13 protein-coding genes and 3 pseudogenes are annotated in these 18899 nt (G+C 58.5%); 11 read left to right on the forward strand and 5 right to left on the reverse strand.

What is annotated here, in order from left to right; translation table 11 throughout:
* Both AC13QO_RS26660 and AC13QO_RS26665 read left to right on the forward strand, forming a co-directional pair.
* Nucleotides 1–1426 (forward strand): calcium-binding protein (locus AC13QO_RS26660; protein WP_488542372.1); only part of this gene is annotated, 1426 nt, incomplete at its 5' end.
* Between the two features lie 71 nt (nt 1427–1497).
* Nucleotides 1498–1890, forward strand: a complete 393-nt coding sequence (locus tag AC13QO_RS26665; protein ID WP_488542392.1) for a hypothetical protein — start codon at nt 1498–1500, stop codon at nt 1888–1890.
* On the opposite strand, the pseudogene AC13QO_RS26670 reads toward AC13QO_RS26665, so the two are convergent.
* Together AC13QO_RS26670 and AC13QO_RS26675 are read right to left on the reverse strand one after the other, a co-directional pair.
* Nucleotides 1817–2035, reverse strand: a pseudogene (locus tag AC13QO_RS26670) (transposase); the annotation flags it as partial. The gene AC13QO_RS26665 and the pseudogene AC13QO_RS26670 overlap by 74 nt on opposite strands.
* A 340-nt stretch (nt 2036–2375) precedes the next feature.
* A complete protein-coding gene (locus AC13QO_RS26675) occupies nt 2376–4037 on the reverse strand; it encodes a putative bifunctional diguanylate cyclase/phosphodiesterase (protein ID WP_488542373.1) in 1662 nt (553 codons plus the stop codon).
* A 295-nt stretch (nt 4038–4332) separates the two neighbouring features.
* Here AC13QO_RS26675 and AC13QO_RS26680 point away from each other — a divergent pair, with 295 nt between their 5' ends.
* Entirely contained in the window at nt 4333–4764 is a 432-nt protein-coding gene (locus AC13QO_RS26680; RefSeq protein ID WP_488542374.1) for an NUDIX hydrolase, read from the forward strand.
* A 409-nt stretch (nt 4765–5173) separates the two neighbouring features.
* Here the strand turns inward: AC13QO_RS26680 and AC13QO_RS26685 are convergent.
* Nucleotides 5174–5334, reverse strand: a pseudogene (locus tag AC13QO_RS26685) (CopG family transcriptional regulator); the annotation flags it as partial.
* A 947-nt stretch (nt 5335–6281) separates the two neighbouring features.
* On the opposite strand from AC13QO_RS26685, the gene AC13QO_RS26690 reads away from it, so the two are divergent.
* The 8 genes and pseudogenes from AC13QO_RS26690 to AC13QO_RS26725 form a co-directional block, all read left to right on the forward strand.
* On the forward strand, nt 6282–9023 hold the full coding sequence (locus AC13QO_RS26690) for a PAS domain S-box protein (protein ID WP_488542375.1): 2742 nt from the start codon (nt 6282–6284) through the stop codon (nt 9021–9023).
* A 535-nt stretch (nt 9024–9558) separates the two neighbouring features.
* Nucleotides 9559–10662, forward strand: a complete 1104-nt coding sequence (locus AC13QO_RS26695; RefSeq protein ID WP_488542376.1) for a nucleotidyltransferase family protein — start codon at nt 9559–9561, stop codon at nt 10660–10662.
* A 60-nt stretch (nt 10663–10722) separates the two neighbouring features.
* The gene (locus AC13QO_RS26700) at nt 10723–10938 is read left to right on the forward strand and encodes a putative quinol monooxygenase (protein ID WP_488542377.1); all 216 of its coding nucleotides are present in this window, start codon (nt 10723–10725) and stop codon (nt 10936–10938) included.
* Between the two features lie 474 nt (nt 10939–11412).
* Nucleotides 11413–12492, forward strand: a complete 1080-nt coding sequence (locus tag AC13QO_RS26705; RefSeq protein WP_488542378.1) for an L-dopachrome tautomerase-related protein — start codon at nt 11413–11415, stop codon at nt 12490–12492.
* Between the two features lie 365 nt (nt 12493–12857).
* Nucleotides 12858–14033: a zinc-dependent alcohol dehydrogenase gene (locus tag AC13QO_RS26710; RefSeq protein ID WP_488542379.1), complete on the forward strand. Its 1176-nt coding sequence runs from the start codon at nt 12858–12860 to the stop codon at nt 14031–14033.
* 12 nt (nt 14034–14045) lie between these two features.
* Nucleotides 14046–14606 (forward strand): hypothetical protein, encoded by a 561-nt coding sequence (locus tag AC13QO_RS26715; protein ID WP_488542380.1) that lies wholly within the window; start codon nt 14046–14048, stop codon nt 14604–14606.
* Between the two features lie 178 nt (nt 14607–14784).
* On the forward strand, nt 14785–15417 hold the full coding sequence (locus AC13QO_RS26720) for an ion channel (protein ID WP_488542381.1): 633 nt from the start codon (nt 14785–14787) through the stop codon (nt 15415–15417).
* A gap of 326 nt (nt 15418–15743) precedes the next feature.
* Nucleotides 15744–16764 (forward strand): annotated as a pseudogene (locus AC13QO_RS26725) (IS256 family transposase); the annotation flags it as partial.
* A 148-nt stretch (nt 16765–16912) separates the two neighbouring features.
* Here AC13QO_RS26725 and AC13QO_RS26730 read toward each other — a convergent pair.
* Both AC13QO_RS26730 and dinB read right to left on the reverse strand, forming a co-directional pair.
* Nucleotides 16913–17662 carry an exonuclease domain-containing protein gene (locus AC13QO_RS26730; protein ID WP_488542382.1) on the reverse strand — a complete coding sequence of 250 codons (750 nt, stop codon included), beginning with the start codon at nt 17660–17662 and terminating at the stop codon, nt 16913–16915.
* A 38-nt stretch (nt 17663–17700) separates the two neighbouring features.
* Nucleotides 17701–18801 carry a DNA polymerase IV gene (dinB, locus tag AC13QO_RS26735; RefSeq protein ID WP_488542383.1) on the reverse strand — a complete coding sequence of 367 codons (1101 nt, stop codon included), beginning with the start codon at nt 18799–18801 and terminating at the stop codon, nt 17701–17703.
* Nucleotides 18802–18899: the final 98 nt, after the last annotated feature.

The raw sequence follows: 18899 nt of genomic DNA on the forward strand, positions 1-18899 counted from the left end.
TACCCTCGGGGCGAATGTCGAATTCCTCACCTATACCGGGACTGCCGCCTTCACAGGGACTGGCAATGAGCTCAGCAACACGCTGACAGGCGGCGCCGGCGCCGACACGCTTGTCGGCGGCGGCGGTGACGATTTCCTCGACGGTGGGGCGGGAGCCGATCATCTGATTGGCGGCATTGGAGACGATGACTATGTGGTCGACAATATCGGCGACGTGGTGACGGAAAATGCCGGGGAGGGGAGCGATACGATCTTCACAACGCTTGCGACCTATTCATTGGCAGGCGTCGCCGATGTTGAAAACCTGACGTATACAGGAACGGCAGCATTTACGGGTACCGGGAACGCGTTGAACAACGTCATTAGAGGTGGTGACGGTGCCAACATCCTTGATGGCGGGGCCGGCGACGATACCTTGATGGGAGGGTATGGCAATGACACCTTTATCGTCGACAGCCTGAACGACGTCATCATCGAAAATGCCGGAGCCGGAACCGACACGATCAAGACGGCACTTGCAAGCTACTCGCTGGCTGCAATCAGCAATGTCGAAAACCTCACCTATACGGGCACTACTGACTTCACGGGGACGGGCAACGAGCTTGCCAATACGATTACCGGTGGGGTTGGCAACGATGTCCTCGATGGGGGAGCCGGCATCGACACGCTTGTCGGGGGTGCTGGCAATGATACCTACGTCATCGACAATGTCAGTGATGTGGTCACCGAAGCTGCCAACGCCGGGATAGATACGATCAAGACGGCGCTCGCCAGCTATACTCTGGCCTCGCTCACAAATGTCGAAAACCTTGTCCACACCGGGTCTTCTGACTTCGCGGGAACGGGCAACGCATCGGCGAACACGATCATCGGAGGGGCTGGCAATGACACGCTCGATGGTGGAACCGGCGCAGATACGCTGACGGGCGGCACCGGAAATGACGTCTATGTGGTCGACAATGTCGGTGACTTGGTGGTCGAGAATGCCGGCGAGGGAACCGACACAGTCAAGACCTCGCTGGCGAGCTACACACTCGGGGCGAATGTCGAAAACCTCACCTATACCGGGACGGCGGCATTTACAGGAACGGGCAATTCGCTCGACAATGTCATCACCGGCGGCAGCGGTGCAAATCGGCTGTCAGGTGGCGGGGGTGACGACATCTTGATCGGCGGCGTGGCCGCGGACACGTTCGTCTATGGCGCCAACGGTGGCATAGAAACGATCGTAGGCTTTGTCGCTTCCGGAACTGCCCACGATGTGCTCGCTGTCGATAGCTCGGTCTTTGCCGACTGGGCGCATCTGTTGGCGGCCTCCACACAATCGGGCAGCGATGTTATCATCACTGCAGACGCCGATGACAAGATCATTCTCAAGAACGTGACGGTTGCGAGCCTCCAACCAGCGAATGTGCAGTTCGTGTGATCCATGGCTCGTCCGGTACCAACCGGGCGAGCCCACTACTTTTGACTCCTGGTTCTTTAGAAGCGTGCTGGGTGGTCTCGACAGTCAAGTCGTCCAAACGGGCGCGCGAATGGTTTGAGGCTACCTGTGAAGGGGGCGAACGGCTTGAGGGTTTGGCACAAGAGGATGGCCAGCTTTCGGGCTCAGATTTAGCCGCCTTAGCTGAGAATACCCGGCAGGTTGTCTGGGGAGAGTTCGTTGGTTTGGCACCCACGAAGTCAGACAAGCCGTGGATGATAATCCGGGCTGTCGACAGCACGTTCTACGAGATCATTTCGGATGACGAGCCGCTGCTGAGCAAGATCAGCTCGACCTATAAGGACGTCCGAAATGGGAGAGGCTCCGATCACGTCATGGCTCTTGGACCATGGCGACGAATGATGGCAGCCAAACGCGAACGGCAGCCAGAGCAAGAAATGCCATGAAAGACCTCGCCGTTTTATCATAGCGTCTGGCAACGCGGCGAAGCTGCTTGAGGCGGTTGAACATCCGTTCGATACGGTTTCGATCCTTGTAGGCTCTAAAGTCGCACGCAGGCGGGTTCTTCCGGTTGGCCTTCGGCGGGATTACCAAGCTATCCGATCTCTGCTGATTTGCTCGCAAGTCGATCGTATGCGAGATCCACCGTCGTCCCCAGCCGCTTTGCCTGCCCGTCAGCATAGTTCCGAGCGTATCGCTCATCGACGAATTCAACTTCTTGTCTTGCTCCAGATTCGATTATGGCCACAACCCACTTCCCATCCCTCTGGGCAACAGAGACAGTATTCGCGCTCACGGCAACCCTCCCAAGAGCACTTGCAGCTCTCTCACTGAGCTGTCACCGGATCGTACGCTCAGCTTGGCCAGAGTCCAGTCGCCACTTCGGTCGATGTGAAGCTCTGAAGGGGTTTCAACGTCTAGCGCAGACGCGCTAGTTTGCGGCCCAGTTTGCATGTTTTGTTGTGTTCGAGCGACTTCGCGAAGGCTCCCCGAGAAAATCGCCGATCGCGTTTGCTGGCATGGGGGCGCCAAACAGATATCCCTGCATCTGATCGCAGCCTGCTTGTTCGAGCCACAGTGCCTGACCAGCAGTTTCGACGCCCTCGGCGGTGATCAACATCCCGAGTCCATGAGCGAGCGCGATGACGAAGCGTACGATTGTTTGGCACTTCTCGTCGGTCTCTATGTCCCTGATGAAACCCCGGTCTATCTTGATCGTGTCGAAAGGGAAGTTCATGAGATGATCGAGGGACGAGTAGCGCGTGCCGAAATCGTCAAGCGAGACCTGGACCCCTAGCACATTGAGAGTATTCAGAATGTCGAGGTTTTCGGTCGTGCGCTCCAGCAGGACCGACTCGGTTATTTCCAGCTCCAGCCGCTCGGCATCGAATCCGGCCAAATCCAGTGTGTCGGCAATTCGGTCGGGCAAACCCTCCCGCAAAAACTCCGCCGACGAGACGTTGACCGCCAACTTGAGGTGTGTAGGCCATTTTGACGCTTGGCGCGTGGCAGTTGCCAGCACCCATTGGCCAAGTTCGGACATGATCCCATCTGCCTCGGCCATAGGGATAAATACACCCGGGGGGACCAGGCCCGCCATGGGGTGACGCCAACGCACCAACGCTTCAAAGCCGACGATCATCGCCTGAGACCCGACGATCGGCTGGTACTCGATGTAAAACTCATCCTTCTGAATCGCCGTCCGGAGGCTGCGCCTGAGCATTTCGCGGTGCTCGATGATCAGGAGCATTGATCGCTGAAACGTTCTTGCGCGCCGCCTGCCATCACTCTTGGCCGCATACAACGCGATGTCGGCGGCTTTCATCAGTTCCTCGCTGTCATTGCCGTCGGTTGGAGCAACCGCCAACCCAACGCTTGCGCCAACGAAGACGGTGATGCCATCGATTGTGAGCGGTTCCTTGAAAGCCTCGACGATGGTCTCGGCCAGCCGCTCTGCCTCGGCGGGCTGGCCGACGCTTCGTTGAATAACCGCGAACTCGTCGCCAGCGAGGCGGTAGGCCGTGTCATTTGGCCCGAGCGAATTGCGTATCCTCTCCGCAGCTATCCGCAGGACGATGTCTCCTGCGCTGTGACCAAGCGTGTCATTGACAAGCTTGAAGTCGTCGAGATCGATCTGCATCAAAGCGAATTCCGCGCCGGCGGGCAGCAGCGCCGGTAGATCACTGCTAAAAGCACGCCTGTTGGGCAGGCCGGTGAGCAGGTCGTGGGTCGCTTGATGGAGCAGAAGGTCGCGGTCGTCTGCAAGCGCTCCTTGTGGCGGCGAGGCCGTTGCTCTGCTCTCCCGGACACCAACGCCCCCGTCTGCCCTGAAGATCATCAGCTGACGCTTGACTGGCAGCGCCACCTCGATAGTGGTCGCAATGCCGCCGGAGATAACGCTGACCAGCGCGCTTCGATAGGGCTCATTCGATAATTCAGGATAAATTTGCCACAGAGTAGCGTCGGCCAACGTGGCCGGTTCGTGCAAATCGGAAAAGTCTCTGGAATAGCCAGTTAGGTGGAAGTTTCGATCATAGATGGAAACGGGCTCGCTCCTCTCGAAGGGACGTCTTGCTGAGGCAACGCCGGCCATTTTGCACCTCCTGTCGATCAAACCATCTAAGTTCGGCTTAATGTATCTTTTCCTAACCGAGCGCCTGCCAGATGGGATGAACGAGTTCTCGCCTGATCCTTTCATTCAGCACAGATTACAAATCTTGGGTAGAGGGAATGACGTGCCGCGCCGTTGGATGGGTACCGCTCCAAAGGGCAGGCGCCGCCAGCGAACCCTTGAAGCCTCTTGTCCGGATCGTGTGTCGCTCCACCTTTTTCGAATGAAAAGCGGTACGACACACTTGTCGCGTTTGGGGAGGCATGCGGCCACCATTATGAGCGGCGGTACAGCTGAGCAATTCGGCGCATTGTGTGTGCGTCCTGGAACTGACGGCTCGCTTGACGTTCTGCTCATCACCACCCGAGAAACGCGCAGATGGTCAATCCCGAAAGGCTGGCCGATCAGAGGGCTTTCCTCACATGAGGTCGTAGAGCGCGAAGCGTGGGAGGAAGCGGGGGTCAAAGGTCGAGCGAAGAAACGGATCTTTGGCTATTACACTTATATCAAGACACTTGATGATGGGCGGCAGCTTCCCTCGATAGTGGAAGTCCATCTAGTTTCAGTGCGCCGCATGAAAAAGAGCTTTCCGGAGTGCAAGGAACGCAAAGTTGTTTGGAAGACGCCCCGAGAGGCGGCGTTGCTGGTGGAAGAACCTGAACTCAAAAGTCTGATAAGAAGTCTCGATGGACACCGCTCTCTCACCTGACCCGCTACGTGGGAGTCAAGTAGCCGCCTCGCTCGAATTGCTCCGGCTCTTAATATCGTCTCAGTAGGGATAATGCTCGAAGCACCACCAGCGCGTTTCGACCGTCTTCGATTGCGAAAAGCCGAAGCTTCCCCACTTCGCGCAGCCGGCGACACAGCAATACTGCTCGGCGATGACGTTCGCCCCCCGGGCGCCGTCGAATGTCCCTCAATGCTCATGCGGAATGATCCCCTCGTTCCATATGGTTGCCGCCCGCCAAGCCTCGTGCTCGCGTTGCTTGGCAGCATCCCGGAAGAACGACATTGTCTTCGCCGCGGCTTCCGATCCACATTTCGTGCACACGACCCGCGACGGGCCATCTGCCCACGATGCACACGGCAGTCCATAGCTGAATTCGATCTTCACTCAATCAAGCTTCCCCATCGACGTCACCATCTTCGTCCAGCTCGTGCACCGGCAGATAGGTGTTCTTCTCCATCCACTCGCGGACGATAAACCTGAGGGTATTGTTGCGCATCTTGCGCCGAACTCGCCAGACAGATCCCGGAGCGCTTCTTCTACATCGTCATCAAAGGCGATCGATCCCATTTCACCCCGGCCTTCCACCGCTGTTTTCCACAGGCGCACGACGCAATTGAACGATTTTCAGCCGAAAGCAGTTTATTTGTATGACCAAAGAGGAATTCTGCGAAAGGTTCTTTCAACGCGTTAGTTTCCATTATCGCGCGGGCCGCAGACCTTTCGGGCTGGATCCCAAAACCTACTGCGACAAGATCGCCCCAATCTATTGGCGCGAGTTGGGGAATGAATTCAGCCCCGAAGAATGCGCCGATCAGGACGCTGCTTACTGGCCCTGACGAGCCCCTCAAATGTGAAACGGGAGTTGGGGTCGGTGCCGGTGAAGACGGTCGATGCTGAGACCAGCGCAGCCGGGGAGAAGGGCGTTGTACTTCTCGAGGAGTTTCTTGCGCCCGGTCTGCGGGTGCGGAGATTTGCCAGCCGCCGCGAGGTGGGGTGGAGGCTTATGAGTTAAGAAATAGTGCTGCACGGTTGCAGCGTCAGCTCGCCTGTTTAAGACATACGACATTCATATGCGCTGCAATTGCCTCCGCGAGAGCATCCGGTGATTTCTCGCCGCCAAGCGTCCTTCCTACCGCAAAACGCATAGCCGCATGGCCCAGCTCGCACTCCAACGAGACGTGGTGCGCTTGCACCAATTTCGAACTGCGTTCGTGACTAAATCGATACCGTCATCATCAAGGGAAAGGAAATATTCCAGATACATGGTCTTGCTCTCCGTTTGGGCGGGAGCACACGTATCTCTCAAGCGATCGAAGCCAGGAGTTCACGACCGACGACCCACAGTACGCTTAATCCGGCTATTCACAAGAGGGGGAGGAACCCGACTGTCACAAAGTCCGGAAAGACCGAAGCCGGCCCTGACCGAACGTCGCTATGTAAGTAGACCCTCGGGATAATTTTCCCCCAAGCAGCATACCCGAACCGGAAATGGGTTAATGTTTGCAGTGCTGCTCGAATGGGAGACATGGGTCATGGAGGCTTCCGAAACCATAAAGCTGCTGGAGGAGCGCCTGGCTAGGGCCAAGGCGCAGCTGGAGGAATACCGCTCGCTGTTCGACGCGATCGACGAAGGATTCGTTACCGTCGAAGTGATCTACGACCATCACGGCCGACCGATCGACGCGCTCTACCTGCGAGGAAATCTGGCGGCGTCGCGACTGACCGGTGGACGGACTTACAACCGACGGCTACTTAGCGAGCTGGTACCCGAAGCTGAACAATATTGGATAGAGATCTATGATCGAGTCGGCCGATCAGGGATACCGGAGCGCCGGGAGGAATATCTCGCTGCGCTCGATCATTGGTACAGTTTCCACGTCTCCCGAATCGCAGAAGCGAGTAATGGCTTAGGCCCCCGTGTCGCTGTGTTGTTCCAGGACGTTACTGAGCGGAAGCGGGTAGAGGACGCACTGCGTGCGAGCGACAAGCGCTATCGCACGCTTTTCGAGTCGATTGATGAAGGCTTCTGCATCGCCGATCGAGTACCGGGCGCGGTCATCGATTTCAGATACGGGGCTGTGAACCCGGCATTCGAGCGGCATACAGGCATAGCCAATGCTGAGGGCCGGACCATGCGCGAGGTCGTTCCGGACGTTAATGAAAGCAATTCGGATCGCTATGCCCGGGTGGTGGACAGCGGCGCGAGCGAGAGCTTCACCGCATCGGCATTCGGTCGCGAATATCAGGTTGAAGCCTTGGCGACGGGGCGCCCGGGGCAGGTCGCGATGCTGTTCCGCGACATTACCATGGCCAAACGGGCGGAAAGGACGCTGCGCGAGAGTGAAGAGCGTCAGGCTTTTCTGCTAAAACTCAGCGATGCGCTACGGGCAGAGCCAGACGCGGACTCCGTGGCGACCCGCGCATTGCTGCTGCTCTCCGACCATCTGGGCCTCGACCGCTGCTACATCACGTATTATCGCCCCGAGGACGACGAGGCAGTATTTCCCTACCAGGTCGGCAACGACACTGTGCCGCCGCTGCCGCCAACAGTGCGTCTGTCGGACTTCCCCGAGGCCTATGCCGAGATCCGTGAGCGGACGTTTGTCCTAAATGACGATCTTGAAAGGCGCGATATCTCAGAAGCCGAACGTGCCAACCACAAAGCACTAGGTATGAGAGCCATGCTGGCTTCTACCCTTCGAAAGGGCGCAAGTTTTCCGCTCGCCTCGTTGGCTGCGGTCTCGTCTCGACCGCGCCAGTGGAGCCGGGCTGAAATTGCGTTGGTCGAGGAAACGGCAGAAAGAACATGGTCTGCGATAGAACGTGCACGCGCCGACGCAGCCCTGCGGGAGAGCGAGGAACGCTTCCGGCAGTTCGCAGACGCCTCTGCGTCCGGCCTCTGGATCAGGCAGGCCGAGACTATGAGAATGGAGTTCATCAGCCGGGCCCTCGCGACGATCTATGGTACCGCGCCCGATGCGTTCATCGGAGACATTGAGCACTGGGCGGCGATGATCGTGCCTGAGGATCGGGACGCCGCTTTGGGACACATCGAGCAGGCTCGTCACGGTAAACCTGCCATCTATGAATTCCGCATCCGGCGCAACGATGGTTCATTCCGTTGGATCAGGGACACGGGCTTCCCCCTTTATGACGAGAAAGGCAACGTGCAGCGCGTTGGCGGCATCGCTGAGGACGTCACCGAGACAAAAATCGCCGTCGCCCACCAGGGCGTGCTCCTACACGAACTGCAGCATAGAGTGCGCAACATCATGACGATGATCCGTTCCATCGTGGTGCGGTCCGCCGACGGAGCTGTTGATGTCGAGGACTACAAGACGTCGCTCGCTGGTCGGCTGTTGGCTTTGGCCAGGGTTCAGGCATTGCTCACGCGTCAAGCCAATGCCGGCGGATCGCTCCGCGGCATCCTCGAGAGCGAAATCGGAGCGCAGGCGCATTCGGAAAGCCAGTATGAACTGACCGGCCCCGATCTCATGCTGTCCCCCAAGGCCGTCGAAGTCTTGACCCTGGCATTCCACGAACTCTCCACCAATGCTTTGAAATATGGCGCCTTATCGGTCACTGGCGGCAAGGTATCGGTCACGTGGACATCGTTCGAGAAGCAGGGAAAGTCATGGATCGCCATCGACTGGGTCGAGGAAGGCGCGCCGTCGCGGCCGCCACCGACACGCCGCGGTTTCGGCTCGGAGCTGATCGAGGCGAAAATCCCCTACGAGCTTCGTGGCGCCGGCAGAACGACAATCGAGCCGGGCGGCGCGCGTTGCCACATTGAGTTTCCGCTTCGCGAAGCCGAGAGCATTTTGGAAACAGATGCCCCCGTGCCGACTCGACTATACCAAGGAACCGTCGATATGACCGGAGCGCCTGATCTCACTGGAAAGATCGTCCTTGTCGTCGAGGATGATTATTATGTCGCTCAGGACACCGCGGCGGCGCTTCGCGGGGCCGGTGCGGAGGTCCTTGGCCCCTGCCCAACCGAGGAGCACGCGCTGCACCTTCTCGAGGACGAGACCCCGACCGTCGTTTTGCTCGATCTCAATCTCGGCGGCGGCGGCCCGCGGTTCGAGATCGCACATAAGCTAGTTAAGCGCGGCATACCGTTCCTGTTCATGACCGGATATGATCAGGACGTGATCCCGGATGAGCTGGCCGATGTCGTGAGGCTTCAAAAGCCGATCGCGTTGCGTGACATCGTCGAGGCGGTCAGCAGACTATGACAAGTTGGAGAAGCAAGTCGCGCCGTAGGGTATCGCGGGTGGTATGGCATCTCAACGTCCCGCAGCCTGGGGGTGATCGAAGGCTTTGTCTCATCATTGATGACCCAGCGAAAGCGATCTCGTGCTGCGTTCAGGCATAGGTCGTAAAGGCGCTGCTCCTCGCCGAGGCAGCCGTCCGAGGCGAGCCGTTGTTCACGGAGCCTCGTCGACGCCTTGTTACAAGGATGTTCACGGTCAGGGCTAAAATGATCGCATAAAGTATCGACAGGAACTAGCCCCGCAGGCAAACAAGAAGACAAGGGTTAGCAGGCACATAGCTGTTTGCGCAGGTGGTTTGCGGTTCGATTCCGTTCAACTGCTGGCACTGCGCTCTGTCCGTCCCCCTACCCATATCGAACGTGCTCCGTCGATGAGCGCAATTTATGAGGCCTCGGCGGGGGAGAGGATGCGAGTGCCCTGGCCGCATCTCCGTTGTCCAGCTTGCGCAAATTTACTGACTATACTAGATTTGAGGAAATGTTATAGGACGCCTCAAGTGAAGCAGATTGATCTCATGTTCAGGACGATGGTCGCGGAGCTGCAGCAACGGACTTTTGATGCGCAGTGGTCGGCGGATTTTCCGCCCACCGGTCGCTTTGTCTCGGTCAAGGTCGATAACCGCTCATACTGGTATTTTGACCACCCGGACGGCAAAGGCGGGCAAAAGCGGCGCTATGTCGGTCCCGCCGATGATGACGAAATCACAACCCGGGTTGAAACCTTCAGGGGTGAAAAGGACGATTACCAGAATCGGCGAAAGATGGTGGCGGCATTGACACGCGAAGCTGGTCTTATTGCTCCGGATCGCTTCACGGGCACAGTCGTCGAGGCGTTGGCATCGGCCGGTTTGTTCCGGCTCCGTGGCGTCCTCGTCGGCACAGTCGCGTTCCAATGTTATGCGGCCCACCTCGGGACTCGGCTGCCTATGGCAGCGATCCTTACAGGTGACGCGGACCTGGCTCAAGATTACGCGATCTCAAGCGAGGTCGAGGACTCTATTCCGCCGATTATCGCTCTCCTTCAGTCCATCGATCCGTCCTTCCGCGCCGTGCCCCATGTCTCCGGTTCTCCCCGCTCTAATGCCTTCCGCAACTCCAAAGGTTACCGGGTAGAGTTCCTGACGACAAACCGCGGATCGGAAGATTACGCGGATCAACCGGCGCAAATGCCCGCTCTTGGCGGCGCGGCTGCCGAACCTCTCCGATACATGGATTTCCTGATCCGTGATCCGGTGCGAACGATCTTGCTGCATGGCGCCGGTGTCTCGGTCGTGGTACCCGATCCAACACGGTTTGCTGTCCACAAACTGATCGTGGCTGGCCAGCGTCAAGATGATGCCGGTGGAAGGGCAAAGAAGGAAAAGGACTTGCGTCAGGCCGGAATGCTATTCGAGGCATTGCAAGAAACTGGAGCTAGCCGCGATCTGGCAGATGCTCTTGGCGAAGCATGGGGCAGAGGCCCATCTTGGAGAACCGCGATCACAGCGGGCGTTGATGCCGTCCAGAGGCAATATCAACCGGCCGTCCATCGTACGTTCGGCATTCTACCGGCCGATGAAATAGAAAAGTCCCGAGTCCAGTTACGGGACAACGATGATTAGCAAGAAGATCGATATCCTATTTAATGAAGGGAATTAATCGGATCTGGAGCATTCTACCGGGTGAATGAGCCCGGCTGTATCAATTACGATTTCCACGTCGATGCGCAAGACGACTGCACCTTCGTCTTCTACGAGAACTGGACAAGACAGGCCGATCTCGATGCCCATATGGATATGCCGCATCTGGTCCCGCTGCAGGGCCAAATTGACAGATTGCTGGCAGAGCCAATAGCGATCCGGCACTTGCGAATGATAAGTTCGCATAAGCCAGCGTGAGACAAGCATCGGTGGGGAACACGGATTGAGGACCAGACCCCAGAAGACGAGCGGTCGCGATGCTTCGGATTTGCCTGGGGTTGCCGCTATTTTTCAAGGCATTAGTGAGCTCTGTCGCCTCGAAGGTAAGATAGCCTGGTTTGGTCAATATTCACTTCAATCGAGCTGAACGCAATCGCGCTGCGCTTCGCCAGGATATCGCTGCCTTGATGACATCGTCTGGCGCTCCGGACGCGGGCGTTGTCGCTAACCAGCGCGCAACAAGCCTCTCGGCCAAGCACCGATTGCCGACCTCCACGACAGCAGCAGCGTAGAGTTTCGATTATGCGGGGAACTTTCGAATGCGGGCAAGGTTCAAGAGCGGCAACAACCCGGAGCCGAGCTATGTCCAGGATATCTCTTCGAACGGTCGCACTGTTGACCGCAGCCACTGCTGTCGTTCTGTCACCGCCGCTCTTCGCCCACGCCCAGACGTTGGAAAGGCTGACGAACGAAGCCAAGGAACTGGTGGCACCGGTCGCCGGGAGGACGGATGACCGTCTGGAGAAAGTCGCGACATTCGAGCATCAGGTCACCGGCGTTACCGTCTCCGAGGATGGCAGGATCTTCGTCAACTTTCCTCGCTGGTCGGAAGACGTTCCGATCTCCGTCGCCGAATTGATGAAGGATGGATCGATCAGGCCCTATCCCAACGATGAGTGGAATTCCTGGCGCAACGCGAAGATGTCGGAGATTTCTCCAAAGGATCACTTCGTGACGGTACAAAGCGTAGTTGCCGATGGCAGGGGCTCGCTTTGGGCTGTCGACCCGGCTGCGCCCAACAGCGAAAAGACGGTCAAGGACGGCCCGAAACTGGTTCAGGTCGACCTGAAGACCAATACCGTCAAGCGCATTTACCCATTCGAAGCTGGGGTCGCCGGCCCGGCTAGCTACCTCAACGATGTCCGCATCGCTCCTGAAGGCACCTTTGCCTACTTAACAGACGCTGGATCGCCAGGAGGTCTGGTCGTTCTCAACCTGAACTCCGGCAAGGCATGGCGCGTGCTGAGTGACGACCCCTCCACCCAGTTCGAAAAAGGAGTTGTCGTTCATGTTGACGGGAAGCCGCTTCGCAGACCCGATGGCCGCCAACCACAATTCAATGCCGACAGCATCGCGCTATCCGAGGACGGTGAGACACTCTACTGGAAGGCCCTGACCGAAAATACGATGTACCGGATTTCAGCTGAAGCCTTGCAGAAAGCCTCCCAGGACCCATCTGCGGCTAGACCGGCAAAGTACGCCGACACGGAACCGACCGACGGATTGTGGATAGACGACCAGAACCGTATCTATCTCAGCACGATGCAGAACAACGGCGTCAAGATCTTGGGTCTCGATGGCAAGGTGACGCCTTTTCTGGAAGACAGTCGACTCCGTTGGCCAGATACCTTCGCACAAGGACCAGACGGAGCGATATACGTCACGGCATCGCATATCCAGGATTCGCCTTGGTTCAATCAAGGTTGGACCGACGATTCCTTCACGCTATTCAAGTTCATGCCGCCAAAGTGAGCCATGATCACCATCAGGCGATCAAACAGAGGCGCTATGCAACTGCGCGGGAGTGTACTTAGGCGTCTCAACGAGGCGCTGACGCCTCAGTCCGCGTTGAAGAATCGTATCTTGTACGCTTTTCCGAACAGGCTGCGTCGCCCCACTCAACGCAGATGCTAATCCCGGGTTCAAAGGTAACTACCCTTTCGCCTTGGTCGCTGCACCTCCACTGATCACTCCTTCGAAAATCTCTGATCGCTCCAGGAACTATTCAAGCGGGTGGAGGTTCGCGGGGCTTATCGGTGAGCCGTCAGTTGCTCGATCTTCCGAGGTCTCGCGTACTGTTCACCCCTGCAATCGACCAGACAGATAAGGAGAGAGGCATGCGCGCGCTCGTTTGGCACGGCAAGGAAGATATCCGGTGCGACACCGTGTCGGACCCCGAGATCGAGCATCCACGTGATGCGATCATTAAAGTCACGAGCTGCGCTATCTGCGGCTCCGATCTTCATCTGTTTCATAATTTCATCCCGGCGATGATGCCCGGCGATATCATGGGGCACGAAATGATGGGCGAGGTGATCGAGACCGGTTCCGAGGTGAACGGCAGCCTCAAGAAAGGCGACCGGATCGTTGTCCCCTTCACCATCACATGCGGCGAATGCGATCAGTGCAAACGCGGCAATTTCTCCGTCTGTGAGCGGACAAACCGCAAGAAGGAGATGGCCGACAAGGCGTTTGGCCATACCACGGCAGGCCTCTTCGGCTACACACACCTGACCGGTGGCTATCCCGGCGGTCAGGCCGAATACCTTCGGGTCCCTTTCGCGGACAAGACACATGTCAAGGTGCCCGACAGCTTGACGGACGAGCAGGTTCTTTTCCTTGGTGACATCTTCCCGACAGGGTGGCAGGCCGCCGCCCAGTGCGACATCGAGGCCACCGACACCGTGGTCGTCTGGGGCTGCGGCCCCGTTGGCCAGATGACGATCCGCAGTGCCGTGCTGCTCGGAGCCAAGCAGGCGGTTGCCATCGACTGCATTCCGGAACGTCTCTCCATGGCTGAAGCAGCCGGCGCAATCACCATCAACTTCAAGGACGAGAGCGTGATAGAGCGTCTTAACGACCTGACGGGCGGTAAAGGCCCCGAAAAATGCATCGATGCAGTAGGGCTGGAAAGTCACGTCTCGATCGGCCAGCCGGATACACTGTTGGATCGCGCCAAGCAGGTGGTGATGTTGGAGAACGACCGTCCGCATGTCCTGCGCGAAATGATCTATGTCTGCAGACCGGGCGGGATCATCTCCATCCCCGGCGTCTACAGCGGGCTCGTCGATAAAATCCCGATGGGCATGGCGATGAACAAGGGCCTTTCCTTCCGCATGGGACAGACGCATGTGCGTCGGTGGACCGATGATCTGTTGCGGCGCATCGAGGAGGGACAGATCGATCCCTCCTTCGTGATCACCCACACTGTCGGCCTCGAACAGGGACCGGAAATGTACAAGGTGTTTCGCGACAAGCAGGACAGCTGCATCAAGGTTGTTCTGAAACCCTAAGGAGGTTCCGAAATGGCATTCCTCACCAAGATGACGCGTTCCGAAGGCGATCCGAGAATCATCAACTCGGGGCCCAGTTCGCTCAGTTCCTCTGATAGGCTGGCGCGCAATCTCGGATGGTTGAGCATCGGACTAGGGGTCATCGAGCTGTTGGCAGCCGAGAAGATTACGAGGGCGCTCGGCATGCGCGGCAGGGAAAATCTGATACGCGCCTTTGGGGTGCGGGAGATAACGTCCGGGTTTATGACGCTCTCGGTCGAAAAACAGGCGGGGCTTGCCAGCCGGATCGCAGGCGACGCTCTTGATATTGCCACTTTGGCGACGGCCATGAGACCTGGCAATCGCAAGCGGGACAATGCGGCACTGGCATTGTTGATGGTTGCCGGCGTCACGCTTCTCGACGTCATTGCCACGGGAACCAACACAATCCGGCATGCGCGCCACACAGGTCAGCGACGTGATTACGCTGACCGGAGCGGCTTTCCCAAAGGCGTGGAGGCATCGCGCCGTGCTGCCCGGCAACAGATCGAGCATTTGCGGGCGAGCTCAGGCAATGAAAGCCGCAGCGCCTAAAGCCGGCCAGTGGCGGTGAGGATTGAGAGCTGGTTGCGGTAGCGCCTGTCGCGCCTATGCATCTAACCTCTGGAGCGTTGGCGCAAACCGCCTTCGGCAGAGAGGTAATGCAACATTCGCCAGCGCCGCGACCTGACCAGCTAACTCCGGCGTTGACGCGCTATAAGGAGCGGCAAACATGGGTCTCGAACAACTTATGGGCGCTGGGCTGGTGTTGATCTTCCTCGCCGACATCTTCTTCACCGTCCTTTACGCTCGCGCTGGCACAGGGCTGCTTGCACCCCTCTGGAACCGCCTCGTATGGGCTTGCATCAAGGGACCAGCGGGACAGTCCGGCCCCGCCCGTACACAAATCCTGTGCTTCGCTGGGCCGGTCATCGTCGTTACACTGATCGCATTCTGGGCTCTTGGGCTGACGATCGGCGCCGCTCTCGTCATCCATCCTGAGCTCGGGTCCGCGATCCGACCGAGCAGCGGTGGTACTCAAACCGATTTTGTGACCGCCTTACTTGTGGCCGGCAACAGCCTCTCGATCGTGGGAGGCGGAGAGTACGCGCCGCATACGTCAGGCACCCGCGTCGTCTTCCTCCTTAATTCTCTCATCGGCGCGTCAGTGCTGTCGCTGGTGTTGAGCTATCTCGTGCAGGTTTATTCGGCCCTGCGTGAGCGGAACGCTCTGGCGCTAACAGTCGATCTGATGACGGGCGGCACTGGTGACGCGGCCGAGATGCTGGTTCGGCTTGGCCCTGGTGACGATTTCGCTACGGCCACCAGCGAACTCGGCAACCTCGTGCATTCCGACAACCGGTGAATCCAACAAGGTTGCGCAGCAAGAGTATTTCAGGCGGAGTTATTCGCTAGCCTTGGGAGTTTTGCAGAAGGCCGGTATCGCAACGCAAGCGGACGCGGAGCGCTATGGTGATCGACGTCGTCAGTGGGAAACGCTTGTGCGCCGGGTGGGCCCGACCTTGGGCTACGAAATGGATGAGATCGATTGCCGCCGCTCGCTGGACTCGTGAGAGGGGCGGCCGAAGGGGGATGATGTCCCAGGGAGTGGTGTAGCAGGGTAGCGGTGGCCATCAGTGTTTTTCCGGTAGGGTCAGTTTGTCGAAGACCAACCTGATGGAAAGACCACCGATGACCGACGAGATGATGAACCTGCGCTCGCTTGTTGAGAAGAGCGCCGACGCCGATTTGCTTCGCGAGATGATCGGGTTTGCCGCCGAGAAGCTTATGGAGCTGGAGGTTGGTACGAAGACCGGCGCGAGCTACGGCGAGAAAAACGCCTTTCGGCTTGCCCAGCGCAACGGCTACCGCGAGCGCGACTGGGAGACACGGGCCGGGACCGTGGAGCTGCGTATCCCGAAGCTTCGTACCGGCACCTATTTCCCGAGCTTTCTCGAGCCGCGTCGCATGGCCGAGAAGGCGCTCACCGCGGTGATCCAGGAAGCCTATATCCAGGGCGTTTCGACCCGCTCCGTCGACGATCTGGTCAAGGCCATGGGCATGAGCGGCATCTCCAAAAGCCAGGTTTCCCGCCTGTGTGAGGAGATCGACGACAAGGTAAAGGCATTCCTCGAAAGACCCATCGAGGGCGACTGGCCCTATCTGTGGATCGACGCCACATATCTGAAGGTCCGCCGCGGTGGTCGCATCGTCTCGGTCGCCGTCATTATCGCCGTCGGCGTCAACACCGATGGGCGGCGCGAGGTCCTGGGTATGGAGATCGGCACCTCCGAGGCCGAGCCGATCTGGACGGAGTTCCTGCGCAAGCTGACACGGCGGGGTTTGCGCGGCGTCAAGCTGGTCGTCTCCGATGCGCATGAAGGTTCTCTCCGCGACCTGGCAGCGATGCCGGGTCCACTTCATGCGCAATGCGCTCGCCCATGCCGGAAAGAGCGGTCGACGGGTGGTCTCCGCCTTCATCGCCACGGCATTTGCCCAGGACACACCAGAGGCCGCCAGCCAGCAATGGCGCAATGTCGCCGATCAGATCAGGCCTAAAGTACCGAAGCTTGCCACCCTCATGGACAGTGCCGAAGAAGACGTGCTGGCCTACATGACCTTTCCTCGTCAGCACTGGACGAAGCTGCACAGCACCAACCCTATCGAGCGACTGAACGGCGAGATCAAGCGCCGAACCGACGTTGTCGGCATCTTATAGGAAATTCCGCTCTGGCGGAAAATGTTTCTGGCGAAGCAGATCGAATGGAACGAGGTCATGCTCCACAATTCGGGCCGTGAGTATCATCGGATGGCGTGTCTTCAAATTGGCGGTCCAGGCTGGCCAAGTAAAGTCAAATCGGTCACAGAAGTGTCTGCTGTGCAGGAGTGTCCGATCGGCGCGTTTCCGTTTCCCCTCGCCGCCGCAGCTCCGTCTCGGCGCTGAAGCGGACATCCGTATCGCGGTCGCTCAGGAAAGCAATGAGCGCCTCTGTGCTAAGACGATCCCAGCTCTTGCCCCGGTCTGGACCGGCCGGCACTCGTGGCAGCAGGCCGGGCTGAGAACTCCAGAGCAGAAGTTCATCCAGGGAAGCGGCATTTAGCTCGTCGCGCAGATGGTGGGCGGTGACATAGGCATCGGGCATGGCTCGATGGGCGGGAAGGCCGATCTCGTGGATCAAACCTTCCGGCCTTCGCAGATAACGGAGCATCTGGTTCGAAAACCTTGGCAGCTCCGGCCAGACACGCAATGCGCATTTCCAAGTACAGATCCATGGAGTACCAGCGGCCAGTCTCGGCGTGCAATAGCGTTGCTCGAACGCGGCGCGGTGGGCGGCAAGGGCGACGATTGGGTGCGGTGGCCGCAAGATGCTTGGCGCTGCTTCTTTCCAGAGTGGCGCCCCAGTAACCTCCCAATCCTGGATATGATGTATTGCCATCGTGTCGGGCGAAATCGGCTTTCCAGGATTGACCAGAAGCGCGCCGCGCTCCCCAGAAACTTCCCACCCGCCATCCTCGCCTTGAACGACGTCCTGCCACCCGATCTCGCAGACATCGCTCGGCCCGTTGCCAGCGGTTTCCAGGTCGATAACTCGAATACAGGATGGGAACATTGCGGCTTTGACCCTTGATCTGCTCCAGCTTCCTCTAATCAAAAACCCAAGCCGAGCTGCGGTTGTTCCTCGCTTTCGGCCGCCTTCTTGTCATTGGTGAGCGACGACAGTGTCACGCCAAGGAGCCGAACCGGGAGCTTGAACGGATAGACACCCGCCAGCAGGGCATTGGCGGCAGCGAGAATATCGCCGACACCTGCATAAGGGAGGGCAGTTGTCCTGCTCCGCGTCGCTTGGGTGAAATCGGAGTGCTTTATCTTCACAGTCACCGTCTTGCCGCTGAAGCCCTTGGCCTGGCAGTAGGACCAGACCTTTTCCGCAAGTGGCCGGAGTTCGTTTGTCGCAAGGTCAAGGTCGCTGATATCGACCGCAAATGTGTCCTCGGCGCCGACCGACTTCCGCACTCGGTCCGGCTGGACCTGCCGCTCATCGATGCCCCGTGCAATGCCATAGAAGTACGGCCCAGACTTCCCGAAATGCTCGACGAGAAACTGTAGGGACTTTGCCCTCAGATCCGCACCGGTCTCGATACCCAGGCGGAGCATCTTCTCCGCTGTGGCCGGGCCGACGCCATGGAATTTCTTGACCGCCAGCTGCTCGACGAAAGCTGGCCCGTTCTTCGGCGTGATGACTGCTTGGCCATTGGGCTTGTTGAGGTCGGACGCCATCTTGGCGAGGAACTTGTTGTAAGAGATACCGGCGGAAGCATTCAGTCCGGTGACCGCCTTGATCTTGGCACGGATTTCCAGCGCGATCTCGGTGGCGATCGACATGCCCTTGAGGTTTTCGGTGACGTCGAGATAGGCTTCGTCGAGCGACAAAGGTTCGATCAGCGGCGTGTATTCCGCAAAGATATCGCGGATCTGCTGGGAGACGGCGCGATAGACCTCGAACCTCGGGTTCACGAAAATCAGGTCAGGACACTTTCGAGCTGCCGTGACCGAGGACATGGCTGAGCGCACACCAAACTCGCGGGCTTCGTAGCTTGCTGCTGCAACAACGCCCCGGGCGGCCGCTCCGCCAACAGCCAAGGGTTTGCCACGCAGTTCCGGATTGTCGCGCTGCTCGACAGACGCGTAGAAGGCATCCATGTCGACATGAATGATTTTTCTGACGGTTGAGACGGCGGTGAGATCCATGGCATTTGGTGTCACTGGCGAAAACGAAACAGGAACATAGCAGCTGCCGACGACGCATCCAAGTCCTCACCCGCATCTCCTGCATCTGCCGAGGGAAA

The sequence above is a fragment of the Rhizobium sp. CNPSo 3670 genome, assembly GCF_057784555.1.

What these genes read in the sequence shown, in the direction of transcription:
- AC13QO_RS26675 (WP_488542373.1), bottom strand. Translation starts at nt 4,037, where the DNA reads ATGGCCGGCGTTGCCTCAGCAAGACGTCCCTTCGAGAGGAGCGAGCCC.
- AC13QO_RS26680 (WP_488542374.1), top strand. Translation starts at nt 4,333, where the DNA reads ATGAGCGGCGGTACAGCTGAGCAATTCGGCGCATTGTGTGTGCGTCCT.
- AC13QO_RS26690 (WP_488542375.1), top strand. Translation starts at nt 6,282, where the DNA reads ATGTTTGCAGTGCTGCTCGAATGGGAGACATGGGTCATGGAGGCTTCC.
- AC13QO_RS26710 (WP_488542379.1), top strand. Translation starts at nt 12,858, where the DNA reads ATGCGCGCGCTCGTTTGGCACGGCAAGGAAGATATCCGGTGCGACACC.
- AC13QO_RS26715 (WP_488542380.1), top strand. Translation starts at nt 14,046, where the DNA reads ATGGCATTCCTCACCAAGATGACGCGTTCCGAAGGCGATCCGAGAATC.
- AC13QO_RS26720 (WP_488542381.1), top strand. Translation starts at nt 14,785, where the DNA reads ATGGGTCTCGAACAACTTATGGGCGCTGGGCTGGTGTTGATCTTCCTC.
- AC13QO_RS26730 (WP_488542382.1), bottom strand. Translation starts at nt 17,662, where the DNA reads ATGTTCCCATCCTGTATTCGAGTTATCGACCTGGAAACCGCTGGCAAC.
- dinB (WP_488542383.1), bottom strand. Translation starts at nt 18,801, where the DNA reads ATGGATCTCACCGCCGTCTCAACCGTCAGAAAAATCATTCATGTCGAC.